The organism is Amycolatopsis cihanbeyliensis, from assembly GCF_006715045.1.
Taxonomy (GTDB): domain Bacteria; phylum Actinomycetota; class Actinomycetes; order Mycobacteriales; family Pseudonocardiaceae; genus Amycolatopsis; species Amycolatopsis cihanbeyliensis.
This window is the reverse complement of the sequence record NZ_VFML01000001.1, coordinates 3,047,020-3,059,149: the sequence shown is the minus strand read 5'-3', so window position 1 is coordinate 3,059,149 and position 12,130 is coordinate 3,047,020. Positions and strand designations below refer to the sequence as shown.

Genomic DNA, 12,130 nt, shown 5'->3' with positions numbered 1-12,130 from the left:
AGCCGCGCGGTACTTTCGATGTCCGTTACGAATGGGGAGTCGGACACGGGAGCGCGATGTGGACGCACGCGACGTCGGCGTGGGGGACTCGGTGGACTCGGCAGACGTGCGTATCCAGCTTCTCGGCCCGGTGCAACTCATCGCCGACGGTCGGCAGGTGCCGGTCGGTGGCCCCGGGGTGCGCGGCCTGCTCGCCCTGCTGGCACTGGATGCCAACAAGGTGGTCACCCTGGACGACATCATCGACGGCCTGTGGGGCCACGAGCCGCCGGCCACCGCGCGGACCATCGTGCACGGCAACGTGTCGCACCTGCGCAGGGTGCTCCGCTCGCTGCACGGGGAGCAGCCGGACCGGTCGGGCGCCGCCCCGGTCGAGATCCACACCGCCACCCCGGGATACCGGCTGACGATCGCCCCGGAGCGGGTGGACGTGCACCGCGCCCGCACCCTGCTGGAGCGCGCGGCCGTCGCGCCGGTTGCCCGGCGGGCCGAACTCCTGGGTGAGGCCTTCGCCCTGTGGCAGGGGCCCGCGCTCGGCGGCGTCCCCGCCTCCGTCGCCGCACCCGCGCTGGACGAACTGCGCCAGGCCGTGCACGGCGCCAGGGTGGACGCCGACCTCGAACTCGGCAGGCACGCCGAGCTGATCGCCGAGCTGGCGCCGCTGGTCCGGGACAATCCCGCGGACGAGCGCGCGGTACGGCAGCTGATGCTGGCGCTGTATCGCTCCGGGCGGCGGGCCGACGCGCTCGAGGTCTACCGGCGGGCCTCCCGGCAGGTCGGCGAGCGGCTCGGTATCGACCTCGGCCCGGAGCTGCGTACCCTGCACGACCAGCTGCTCAAGGACGAGCTCGCCGAGCACACCGGCCGGCCGCGCACCAGGCTCGCGCTCACCCAGCTACCGCCCGCCGTGCCCAGTCTCGCCGGTCGCGCCGCCGAGTTGTCCTGGCTGAACGACCTGCGCGTGCGCGCCCAGCAGGGTGCGCGCGCCATCGGCGTGCTCACCGGCGCCGCCGGGATCGGGAAGAGCGCGTTGGCCGTCTCCTGGGCGCACGACGCCGTCGATGCCTTCACGGACGGCGTGCTGTTCGCCGCGTTGCGCGGGTTCGACCCGCACCGCGAGCCGGCCGACCCCGCCGAGGTGCTCTCCCATTTCCTGCTCGGCCTCGGGGTGCCCGCCGCCGAGCTGCCCGAGCGGCTGCCGGAACGGATCGCGCTGTATCGCTCGCTGCTGGCCGAGAAGAAGGTGCTGGTGCTGCTGGACGACGCCCGCACCGCCGAGCAGGTCCGGCCGCTGCTGCCGCCGGGAGCGCGCTCGATGACCCTGATCACCAGCAGGTCCAGATTGGACGGTCTCGCGGTTTCCAACGCCGCCAAGCTGTACGCCCTGGACGTGCTCGCGGCGCAGGACGCGGTCCGGCTGATCGACGAGTTGGCCGGGGCGGACCCGCACGGGCGACACGCCCGGCTCGCCCGGCTGTGCGGACACCTGCCGCTGGCCCTGCGCATCGCGGGCGCGCGGCTCGCCGCGGCCCCGGAATGGACGGCGACCCAACTGCTCGAGGAGCTGGCAGGCGAGCGGACCAGGCTGGCCGCGCTGGACATCGCGGACGGCGAGGGCGGGGACACCAGCGTCCGGGCCGCGTTGGACGTGTCCTACCGGGGCCTGCCCGCCGAGGCCGCCGCGATCTTCCGCGCCCTCGGCGCGCTCACCGCCTGCTCGGCGGCGGTGGGCCTGGTCGCCACCGCCCGCGGCACCGATCTCGACACCGCGCGGCGCGGGCTGCGCGTGCTGGCCGCGCACCACCTGCTGACCGAGACCGCGCCGGACGTCTTCACCCCACACGACCTGGTCCGGCTGTACCTGCGGGACCTCGCCGAGGCCGAGCTGACCGGCGACGAACGCACCGAGGTGCTCACCGGTGCGCTGCGCTACTACCAGGCCTCCGCCGACCGGGCACGCAGGCGGTTGCTGCGTATCGTCGACCCGCTCGAGTTCACCGGGCTGCCGGGGGTCGCCGCCGAGCCCGCCGGGTTCGACGAGGCACTGGACTGGTTCGCGGCCGAGTGGCCGAACCTGCTGGCGATCATCCGCCAGGCCCGCTCCCGCGGGTCGCACACCGAGGCCTGGCAGCTGGCCAGGGTGGTGCACACCTACCGGGTCGTCCGGCCGCTGTGGGACGAGTGGCGGCAGCTGGTGGACCTCGGGCTGGCCTCGGCCGAGGACTCGGGCAGCCGGCTCGGCCGGTGCTGGATGCTGATCTCGCGGTGCGCGGTGGCGTTGATCTTCGGCCGGGCCGAGGGCAGCCTCGCCGATGCCGAGGAGGCGCTGGAGATCGCCGGCAGCCTCGGCGACGAGCGGCTGCTGATCTCGGCCAACATCCACCTCGGCTGCGCGTTGACCCTCTGGGAACGCTACGCGGAGGCGATTTCCCGGCTGAGCGCCGCGATCGAGGACACCGAACGCCTCGGCGACCTGGCGCTGGGCGGGCAGGCGCTGAACAACTGCGCGGAGGCGGAGAAGCGCTCCGGCCGCTACCACGAGGCGATCGCGCACCAGCTCCGTTCGCTGGAGATCGATCGTCAACTCGGTGACGACAGTTATGCCGTGGTCTCCCTGAACAACCTCGCCGAGATGTACCTGGCGATCGGCCGGCCGGCGGAGTCGCAGCGGTACGCACAGGAGGCGATCGCGGTGACCGAGGCGAGGGGGCTTGTGCTGCAAGAGGGTGTGTCGCGTCTCACATTAGGCCGGGTTTTGCGGACTATGGGTGACGTCGCGGGCGCCAGAGCCCAGTTCGCCGCCTCAGTGGAACTACACGAACGGGTGAGTCCGCATGCGGTGGACGAGATCCGGGCCGAGCTCGACACGGTGCCACCCGCCGGCTCTTAGCGAGTTCTTAGTGGTGTGCGGGGCGTTCGGCGTAGTGTGCGGAAGCGGCGCTGACCACACGACCCTGGGGAGGGGCGCGGTGGAGCGCCGCATCCACGGGGACAGGGGGATGGCTCCGTGGACGTGGACGGGTCACCCGAGACGATCCGTCGCGGACCGGTCGGCGCCACAGGGGAGAACGCCGGCCGGTCCGCCCTGGCGGACGCGTGCCGGTTCCGGCTCGGCGTCCTCCTCACGAGTCGGGTCTCGGAGTCAGTCGAACAGGCTGGTCTCGGAGCGGATGTCGAGCAGCTCGTAGACCGGACGGCCGCGTCGGCCGTCGATCGTGGTGGTCCGGACCACGCGCAGCCGCGCGGTCACCGGCTGGTCCAGGTTCAGCTTGATCTCGTCCAGCAGGTCGGGTGCCACGGCGCCCTGGATCGTGCTGCCACTGTCCCGCTCCAGGTAGAAGATCCGCCGCCGGGTGCGTACCCCGTCCAGCCTGCCGGTGACGGTCTCGTAGCCGACATCCTCCCTGGACTCCCGCAGGCTGCCCTGCAGCACGCGGGCCTGCTCGGTGGTCATGCTGCGGGCCACCTCATCCCCGGTGGTCGGGAGCAGGGTGAGCCCGACCCCGGCATTCTTGGCCACCGCGTTCACGATGTCGCTCACCGCGTTGCGCACGGTGTCCCGTTGCAGCAGCACGGCGTCCAGCGCGCCGTCGTCGGAGCCGTTGACCGGGAGGAAGTCGCACAGTTCCTTGACCGCGCGCTCGGAGAGCGTCTCGATCCCGTCGTGGATCAGCGCGTCCTCGTCCACCGTGTCCGGGAAGCCGAAGAAGATCGTGTTGCCGGCCTGCCCGCGCTGGATCAGCGGCGCCTTCTCCCGGTCGGCCGGCTGCACCGAGGTGATCTCGGCCTGCGGGTTGCGGACGATATGGCCGACCTTCGCCGTGGCGTCCTGGAGGGCCCTGCCGATATCGGAGAAGGTATAGGCGTCCAGCTGGGTGGTACCGAGTACCGAGACCCGCAGCAGGGGCGAGCGGCAGGTCCGCTCGAACTTCGCGTGCGCGGCCATCGAGGAGGCCCTGGCGAGGTCGTCCAGCCAGGTGCCGCCGGGGATGTCCTCGGTGATGTGCCGGAAGCTCACCACGTCACCTCCGCGTAGCCCTTGGTCAGCCCGTCGATCGGGCCATGTGGCCCGCGGACGGCCGACCATGCCTTCGCCCAGATTTCCTCGTCCCCCGGCCGGCAGAGGAACCCGTCCAGCAGCCCGCCGACCGGCTGTACCTGGTCCAGGTACATCACCGGCTGCTCGACGATCACCCCGCGCAGGGTCAGCAGCCCGTAGAACGCGGCCCGTGCCGGGCCGGACAGCCGCTTCAGGCTGCCCCAGTCGTCCGGCAGCAGCACCACGTCGATGTCCTGGGGTGCCTCCTCGGTGCGCAACACCAGGCCGCCGCCGACCCAGGCCCGCCCGGACGGCATCAGCTTGGCCACCATCCCGAGGTAGCCGCTCAACGCGCCGAACAGGTTCTCCCTGGTGTTGCGGTGCGGGGCGTCCCAGACCAGCCGCTCGTAGATGTCCGAGAGGTCGGCCGCATGTCTGCCCGGCGGCAGGAGCCCGTCCGGAGTCCAGTGCGGGAGCGGCATTCGGCCTCCTTACCTCGATCCCTCGGTCCCGGATGGACAGCCACCATCGCTGAGTGCGTCTTCCCAGACCGCGCGTACTTCCGCTCGCCTCAGGCAGTCAGGTCCGGTTCAGGAACAGGCTCTGAATGATTGCGTGTGGAAGGCGCCCCGGTCGCCTGGGTGTTCGAACCTATCAGCCGCCGCGCGGCGCGCGGACACGCCCGGACCCTAGGTGGCGCCGGAGGCCGTCGCGATCCGGACCGGCATCAGCGCGCATCGGTGGCGTCGCCGAGCGGGGAGAGTTCCGGCCGTTTCGGGGCGAGGCCGTCGCCCATCGACTCGCCGCGCAGGTGGCGGCGGATCCATGGCAGCAGGTACATCCGGGTCCACTCCAGATCGGAGCGGCGCAGGGAGATCCAGTTGGCGTGCTCGTCGGCCACCGGCCACGGCTCCCGCCAGTTTCCCTCGGTCGGCACCCCGAGCACCTCGGCCGCGCGCAGCGCGATCCTGTGGTGCCCCTCCGGGGTGAAGTGCAGCCGGTCGTCGCTCCAGGCGCGCAGGTCGTGCAACGGGTCCATGGCCCACAGGTCGACGACGCGGGCGCCGTGCCGGTCCGCGATCGCCCACAGGTGCGCGTTGTAGATCGCCACCTTGCCGCGCAGGATGCTCATCACCGACATCTGCTTGGTGTCCGGCCCGGTGAAGATCAGGACGTCGACTCCGGCCGCGCGCAGCTTCGCCACGGCCCCCTCGAACCGCTCGGCCGCCGCGTCCACATCGGCACCGGGAACGATGATGTCGTTGCCCCCGGCGCACAGCGTCACCAGATCGGGTCGGATGTCCAGTGCGGCCGGAAGCTGCTCCTCGACGACCTCGTCGAGCAACTTGCCGCGCAGGGCGAAGTTCGCGTACCGCAAGCCGGGACGCTCGGCGGCGAGGATCTCCGCCAGCCGGTCGGCCCAGCCGCGGTAGCTACCGTCCGGCAGTTCGTCGTTGAGACCCTCGGTGAAGCTGTCCCCGAGTGCCACATAGCTCTCGAATCCACCGAAGCCACGCACGCTGCTCTCCCTCCGTCGCCGCCCGTGCATCCGAATTGGTTGCATCCCCTAAGCAACACTTCAGGATGCCTCCCCGGTTCCGACCTACGCCACCGTCGGTTCAGTCGGAAGTCATTGAGTCTATGCAAATGAGTGCTATGCACAGCTGGAGGTGTGGCCGCCGTCCGTGTCCCACCTCGTATCCAGGCGCCCCGAGCCGCCCCCGCAGGCTCCGGGCGGCCCCCGTCGCCTGGATTGTGCATAACCCTCATAGTTTCGTGGGTCGTCGGTCCTCGGCGCAGCCGCATTACCGGGATGCGACCCTGGACTGTGGCGAAGGTCTCGACACCTGCTGACCGCGGCGCGGTCATGGGGCAGGCTAGGGGACGTGACGGAGCAGCCCTCGTCCCCTCCCCCCGGATCGGCATCCGGCAGGGGGCACGGCCGAGAACCACTCGCCGCCGTGCTCGGCGGGCGCAAGGGCGCACTGGACGCGAGCCTGCCACCGGCGGCGTTCGTACTGGGCTGGTTGCTCGCCGGGCGGTCCATCGCCTGGGGCGCGGGGGCGGCGATCACGCTGGCCGTGGTGGTCGGGGTGCTCCGGCTGGTCCGCGGGGACAAGTCCCGCGCCGTGGTGGTCAGCCTCGCCGCCGTGATCGGCGCGGCGCTGATCGCGCTGCACACCGGCCAGGCCGAGGACTTCTTCCTGATCCAACTACTGTCCAATGTGGCCAGTGCACTGGCGTGGGCGGCGAGCATCGTGATCCGCTGGCCGCTGCTCGGCGTGGTGGTGGGCCTGGTACTGGGCCAACGAACCCGCTGGCGGTCCGATCCCGCGCTGCTGCGTGCCTACTCCCTGGCCAGCTGGGTGTGGGTGTTCCTGCAGTACACGGTGCGGGTGCTGGTGTACGGCTCGCTGTGGTGGTCCGGCGAGGTGGTGGCCCTCGGGATCGCCCGCACCGTGCTGTCCTGGCCGCTGGTCGCGCTCACCGTCGCGGTCAGCGGCTGGGTGCTCTACCGGGCGTTGCCGAACGACCACCCCGGCCTGCGGCACCCGGTCGTGGGCACGTCCGGCTCGTAGCCGGATCACTTGTAGCCGGATCAGCCGTGGCGCATCCACGACCGTGGCCCGGTCACTCCAGCGCGACCACCCGGGTACTGCTGACGACCGGGTACTGCTGACGACCTTCGCCTACGAGGCGGGCCTGGCGGCTCCCCTAGTAGCGCGGGCGGGCGGCGCCTTCGCCGAAGGCGTCCACCGCCGCCAGCCAGGCCGCGCCCAGCACGCCGTCCGGGCTGGTCAGTACCTCGCACCCGGCGAGCCGCCGCCGGACCTTGGCCCCGACCGGGCTCTGCTCACCGAGCACGCTGCCGACCAGCACCACCGGGGTGTCCTCGCCGGGCTCGCGCGCCTCGAGCGCGCTCGCGACCAGGTGGTCCGCGGCCCGCTCGGTGATCTCACCTGCCCCGGGTTGGCCCGCCTCGTCGGCCGCGCTGACCAGCGGGGCGAACCGGGCCAACCGTACCGGTGGCTCGGCGTTGGCCGCCGTGATCAGACCGCGCCAGGCATCCGCCCGCTTGCCGTCGGTGAGCCGGTCCACACCGGACAGGCCGATGGCCTCGGCGAGCACCGCGGCGGCCAGGCCGTCCAGTGGCTCCCCCCGGCCGAGCGCGTCCAGGGTGAACCGCACGGCCTCCCTGCCGATCCAGAACGCCGAGCCCTCGTCCCCGAGCAGCCAGCCGTACCCACCCACGGTGGTGGCGAGGCTGCGCGTGCGGATCCGCCCCGCGATCGACCCGGTGCCCGCGATCAGCACCGTCCCGTCCGGCCGCGAGGTCGCGGCGGCGTAGGCCGCCTCGGCGTCGGTGACCAGGTGTACCCGGCAACCCAACCCCAGCCCTTCCCAGGTCCGCTGGAACACCGCGGCGACATCCGGATCGCTCAGCACCTTGCTGGTCCCGGCCATGCCGATCGTGCAGGCCATGGTGTGCGCGGGGTGCACGTCGGCCAGCGCCGAGCCGATCGCCTCGGCGAGGTGCGCGGCGGCCTGTTCCGGCGGGTGCGAGTTGGGGTTGCCGCCCCCGGACTGCCCCCTGCCCAGCACCTGGCCCCCGGCGTCGACGGCCAGCGCCCTGGTGGAGGTGCCGCCGGTGTCCACGCCGACGACATGCCCGGGTTCGGTGCCCGTCATCGGGTCCTCGTCACCTTGTGCAGCCCGCGCGGCCGGTCCGGATCGCCGCCCCTGGCCAGCGCGAGTCCGAGCGCCAGCCGCTGCACCGGCAGGACCTCCAGGATCGGCGCCACCTCCTCGGCGGTCTCCGGCAGGCCGACCCGCACCGCGGCGGGTACCTTCTCGGCGGCCGACCCGACCGCGAGCACATCCGCCCCGCGTTGGGCCACCGCGTCCAGCACCTCGTGCATGGCGGCGCCGCCCTTGCCCGCGCTGGTCACCGCGAGCACCGCGGTCTCCTCGTCCACCGCGGCCACCGGCCCGTGCAGCAGGTCGGCCCCGCTGTAGGCCCGCGCGGCAAGGTAGCTGGTCTCGGCGAGTTTGAGCGCGGCTTCGGCCGCGGTGGCGTAGGAGTAGCCGCGACCGGTGGTGATGATCCGGTCCACGAAGCGGTAGCGGTCGACCGCCCGGCCGACCGCGTCGGCCGAGGAGTCCAGCGCCTGCCTCGCCAGCTCGCCGATGCCCCGGACATGCTCGGCCGCGCCGCCGCGCACCGCGTCGATCAGCAGGTACAGCGCCATCAGGGTGGCGCTGTAGGTCTTGGTGGCCGCTACGGCGTTCTCCACCCCCGCGCCGATGTCCACGGCGAGCTCGGCCGCCTCGTTCAGCGGTGAGCCGGTGGTGTTGCTGACCGCGACGGTCAGCGCGCCCTGCCGCCGCGCCGCCTGGGTGACCTCGAGCAGGTCCGGTGACCCACCGCTCTGACTCACCGCGACCAGCAGCACGTCCCGCAGGTCGGGGCGGGCGTCGTAGAGGGTGGCTGTGGACGGCGAGACCAGCCCGGCAGGCAGGCCGAGCAGTACCTCGATCAGGTACTTGGCGTAGAGGGCGGCGTGGTCGCTGGAGCCCCGCGCGGCCAGCAGGGCGAATCGCGGCGGGCGCCGCGCGATCTCCGCCGCCACCTCGGCGATGCCCGACCGCCGCTCCACGAGGCCGGCCAGCACCTCCGGTTGCGCGGCCACCTCGGCGGCCATGTGCTGTCCAGGCTGGGTGCTCGCCTGCTCGCTGCTGGTCATCTCGCTCCCCGCTGTCGCCATCCGACTTTCGCTCGCCTCCGGCGGCCAGGCCCGGCTGAGGAGCAGGCCACCTGAGGTCTAGACCAATGCTAACCGGTGGACAGACTACCCGCGAAGGGTACTTTTTCCGAGGTCTCCTCCGCAGCATCTTGGCTGACCAGGCATGCTTGTGGCGCGGGGAGCGCAGGACGGCGGCCGGCACGGGCCGCGGAGTGAGTTGGCGGCCGGCAGGGGCCGCGGAGAGCTTTGAGGAGTCGGTCATGTTGGAGACGTCCCCAACCGGTGATGCGGGCGCGGTTTCCGGCGCACGCGGCCAGCGCGAGCCCAAGTACTGGGCGCTCAAGCAGCATCTGCTCGATCTGCTCGACGCGATGCCCGCGGGCTCCCCGATCCCGACCGAGCGAGCGCTGGCCGGTGACTTCAACGTCTCGCGCACCACCGTCCGGCAGGCACTGGCCGACCTGACCGCCGAGGGCAGGCTGCACCGGGTGCAGGGCAAGGGCACCTTCGCGGCCGAGCCCAAGCTGGCCCAGCGGCTGCATCTGTCCTCCTACACCGAGGACATGCGCGCGCAGGGCCGCGAGCCCTCCTCCAAGCTGCTGGACATCGAGGAGGTCCCGGCCGAGGGTGAGATGGCCAAGCTGCTCGGCATCCGGCCGGGTGCCAAGGTGCTGCGGCTGAACCGGCTCCGCCTCGCCGACGCCGAGCCGATGGCGATCGAGACCACGCATCTCGCGGTGGGCCGGTTCCGTGGGCTGCGCAAGCACGTGTCCGCGGGTGCCTCGCTGTACGCGGTGCTGCGCGAGCAGTACGGGGTGGAGATGGACCGTGCCGAGGAGACCATCGAGACCGCGCTGGCCGGTCCGCAGGAGGCCGAGCTGCTCGGCGCCGATGTCGGGGTGCCGATGCTGCTGCTGTCCCGGCACTCCTTCGCCACCGACGGCAGGCCGGTGGAGTTCGTGCGCTCGATCTACCGAGGCGACCGGTACAAGTTCGTCACCACGCTGAATCGCCCGTGAGCGCGCCTGCCGAGGGCGTCCGCTGGGGGAGCGCGACCGCGCGGGGTGTACTGGCCACCACCATCCTCGGTTCGGGCATGGCGATGCTCGACGGCACCGTGGTCAACGTCGCGCTGCCCCGGATCGGAGCGGAGCTGGACGCCTCGGTCGCCGGCCTGCAGTGGATCCTGGACGGGTACCTGCTCGCGCTGGCCGCGCTGATCCTGATCGCCGGCGCGCTCGGTGACTCCTACGGCAGGCGCCGGATCTTCGTGCTCGGCGTGGTCTGGTTCGGCGCCGCCTCGGTGCTCTGCGGGATCGCGCCCAGCACCGAGCTCCTGGTGGCGGCGCGGGTGTTGCAGGGCATCGGCGGTGCCCTGCTCACCCCCGGCTCACTGGCCATCCTGCAGGCCACCTTCGCCCGTGCCGACCGGGCCAGGGCGATCGGCGCCTGGTCCGGTCTGTCCGGTATCGCCGCCGCGATCGGGCCGCTGGTGGGCGGACTGCTGGTGCAGCTGTGGTCCTGGCGGTTGGCGTTCCTGATCAACGTGCCGATCGCGGTGCTGTGCGTCTGGCTGGCCCGGCGGTACGTGCCGGAGTCCTGCGACGAGCAGCGGGGTGGCCGGCCCGCCGTGCTGTCCTCGGCGCTCGGCGCGGTGGGTCTGGCCGGGATCACCGCCGCGCTGGTCGAGGCGCCGGTGCGCGGCCCCGGGGACCCGGTCGTGCTCGGCGCGGGCGGCGCGGGCCTGCTCGGCCTCGTGGCGTTCCTGTGGGTACAGGCGCGCTCGGACTCCCCGCTGGTGCCGCCCGCGCTGTTCGGCGAGCGCACCTTCACCCTGGCCAACGGCCTCACCCTCGTCGTCTACGCGGCGCTGGGCGGGGTGATGATGCTGATGGTGCTGCAACTGCAGGTCTCACTCGGCTACTCGCCCACCGCGGCCGGGCTGGCCGGCCTGCCGATCACCCTGATCATGCTCGCGCTCTCCGGTCGTTCCGGCGCGCTGGCGACCCGGATCGGCCCGCGCCCGCAGTTGGTCGCCGGGCCGTTGCTGATCGCGGCCGGGATGCTGTTGCTGCTGCGGGTGGTTCCCGGCGCGTCCTACGCGGGCTCCGTGCTGCCCGCGGTGGTGGTGTTCGGGCTCGGGCTGGCGACCGTGGTCGCTCCGGTGACCGCGACCGTGCTCGCCGCGGCGCCGGACCACGTCGCCGGGGTCGCCTCCGGGGTGAACAACGCCATCGCGCGCACCGGCGGCCTGCTGGCGATCGCCGTGCTGCCCGCGGCGGCAGGGCTTTCCGGCGCGGCCTACGCGGATCCGGATTCGCTCACCGCGGGTTGGCAGACCTCGTTGTGGATATGCGCCGGGCTGGCAGTGCTCGGTGCCCTGCTCGCCACCGGGGTGCGGCAGGACGTGCTGGCGCCCGCCGAGCGGGACAGTCCGACCTGCTGCGGGGTCGAGGGGCCACCCAGCCTGCAACGTGCCGACTCCGTGGAGTGAGCAGCCCACCTGCCCCGATGGTCGCCGCCGGGTGACCGGCTACTTCATGGCGGCGAGCTGGATCAGGTTGCCGCAGGTGTCGTCGAAGACGGCGGTCACCGCCGGCCCCAGGTCGGTCGCGTCCTGGGTGAACTCGACGCCCAGCCCCTTGAGCCGCTCGACCTCGGCGTACACGTCATCGACGGCGAACTGGGTGAACGGGATGCCGTCGGCGACCAGGGCCTCCTTGAACGGGCCCGCCGCGGGGTGGCCGTCCGGCTCCAGCAGCAGCTCGACGCCGTCCGGGGCGGCGGGGGAGACCACGGTGAGCCAGCGGGCCCCGCCCGCGGGCTCGTCCGTCTTCTTGATGAACCCCAGCTTCTCGGTGTAGAAGGCCAGCGCCTTCGCCTGGTCGTCGACGAACACGCTGGTGATGTTGATGCGGATCACGGGTTCGGTTCCTCTCGGTCGATGGGCCATCGCTCGACGATCGAGCGCAGCGGGTTCGGGTCGATGTGGTGGAACTTGTACCGGCCCTGCCGCCGGGTGTGCACCAGGCCGGCCTGTTCGAGCACCGCGAGGTGCTGCGAGATGGCCTGGCGCGAGGAGGCAAGGCCGTGCTTCATGGCCAGCCGGCCGCAGATCTCGAACAGCGTCTGACCGTCCTTGTCGGTCAGCTCGTCCAGGATGGTGCGTCGCGTCGCGTCGCCAATGGCCTTGAACAGGTCGGAGTCCGCGTCCACGGACACCATTTATAGGCAAGTTGTCACTTGCCTGTCAAGGGGAGGGTCGTGCGGGGCTTCGCTCGTCGTGCCGTCGCCGGGTTTCGGGCGGGTCCCGTTCGGAAGGGTCCGGATCGTGCGTAACCCGCTG

At 72.3% G+C, this 12,130-nt stretch carries 11 protein-coding genes; 4 read left to right on the top strand and 7 right to left on the bottom strand.

Annotation, left to right across the window (positions count from 1 at the left end):
* Window positions 1-31: 31 nt before the first annotated feature.
* Window positions 32-2,890 (top strand): AfsR/SARP family transcriptional regulator, encoded by a 2,859-nt coding sequence (locus FB471_RS13590; RefSeq protein ID WP_141998387.1) that lies wholly within the window; start codon window positions 32-34, stop codon window positions 2,888-2,890.
* Window positions 2,891-3,142: 252 nt separating this feature from the next.
* On the opposite strand, the gene FB471_RS13585 is transcribed toward FB471_RS13590, so the two are convergent.
* The 3 genes from FB471_RS13585 to FB471_RS13575 all read right to left on the bottom strand — a co-directional run bounded on the left by FB471_RS13585 (window position 3,143) and on the right by FB471_RS13575 (window position 5,558).
* Window positions 3,143-4,021 (bottom strand): hypothetical protein, encoded by an 879-nt coding sequence (locus tag FB471_RS13585; protein WP_141998385.1) that lies wholly within the window; start codon window positions 4,019-4,021, stop codon window positions 3,143-3,145.
* Entirely contained in the window at window positions 4,015-4,521 is a 507-nt protein-coding gene (locus FB471_RS13580) for a DUF6932 family protein (RefSeq protein WP_141998383.1), read from the bottom strand. The genes FB471_RS13585 and FB471_RS13580 overlap by 7 nt, the downstream gene beginning before the upstream one ends.
* Before the next feature lie 245 nt (window positions 4,522-4,766).
* Complete coding sequence (locus FB471_RS13575; protein WP_342779425.1) at window positions 4,767-5,558, bottom strand: SGNH/GDSL hydrolase family protein; 792 nt, start codon at window positions 5,556-5,558, stop codon at window positions 4,767-4,769.
* A gap of 367 nt (window positions 5,559-5,925) precedes the next feature.
* Here FB471_RS13575 and FB471_RS13570 point away from each other — a divergent pair, with 367 nt between their 5' ends.
* Complete coding sequence (locus FB471_RS13570) at window positions 5,926-6,618, top strand: DUF3159 domain-containing protein (protein WP_141998379.1); 693 nt, start codon at window positions 5,926-5,928, stop codon at window positions 6,616-6,618.
* Between the two features lie 136 nt (window positions 6,619-6,754).
* On the opposite strand, the gene FB471_RS13565 is transcribed toward FB471_RS13570, so the two are convergent.
* Window positions 6,755-7,729 (bottom strand): N-acetylglucosamine kinase, encoded by a 975-nt coding sequence (locus FB471_RS13565; RefSeq protein ID WP_141998377.1) that lies wholly within the window; start codon window positions 7,727-7,729, stop codon window positions 6,755-6,757.
* Window positions 7,726-8,784 (bottom strand): SIS domain-containing protein, encoded by a 1,059-nt coding sequence (locus FB471_RS13560; RefSeq protein ID WP_246076393.1) that lies wholly within the window; start codon window positions 8,782-8,784, stop codon window positions 7,726-7,728. The genes FB471_RS13565 and FB471_RS13560 overlap by 4 nt, the downstream gene beginning before the upstream one ends.
* A 260-nt stretch (window positions 8,785-9,044) precedes the next feature.
* Between FB471_RS13560 and FB471_RS13555 the strand changes: the two genes are divergently transcribed.
* Together FB471_RS13555 and FB471_RS13550 are read left to right on the top strand one after the other, a co-directional pair.
* On the top strand, window positions 9,045-9,803 hold the full coding sequence (locus FB471_RS13555; protein WP_141998375.1) for a GntR family transcriptional regulator: 759 nt from the start codon (window positions 9,045-9,047) through the stop codon (window positions 9,801-9,803).
* Window positions 9,800-11,278 (top strand): MFS transporter, encoded by a 1,479-nt coding sequence (locus FB471_RS13550; protein WP_141998373.1) that lies wholly within the window; start codon window positions 9,800-9,802, stop codon window positions 11,276-11,278. Before FB471_RS13555 ends, FB471_RS13550 begins: the two co-directional genes overlap by 4 nt.
* Window positions 11,279-11,317: 39 nt before the next feature.
* On the opposite strand, the gene FB471_RS13545 is transcribed toward FB471_RS13550, so the two are convergent.
* Both FB471_RS13545 and FB471_RS13540 read right to left on the bottom strand, forming a co-directional pair.
* On the bottom strand, window positions 11,318-11,707 hold the full coding sequence (locus FB471_RS13545; protein WP_141998371.1) for a VOC family protein: 390 nt from the start codon (window positions 11,705-11,707) through the stop codon (window positions 11,318-11,320).
* Entirely contained in the window at window positions 11,704-12,000 is a 297-nt protein-coding gene (locus FB471_RS13540; RefSeq protein ID WP_246076714.1) for an ArsR/SmtB family transcription factor, read from the bottom strand. The genes FB471_RS13545 and FB471_RS13540 overlap by 4 nt, the downstream gene beginning before the upstream one ends.
* Window positions 12,001-12,130: the final 130 nt, after the last annotated feature.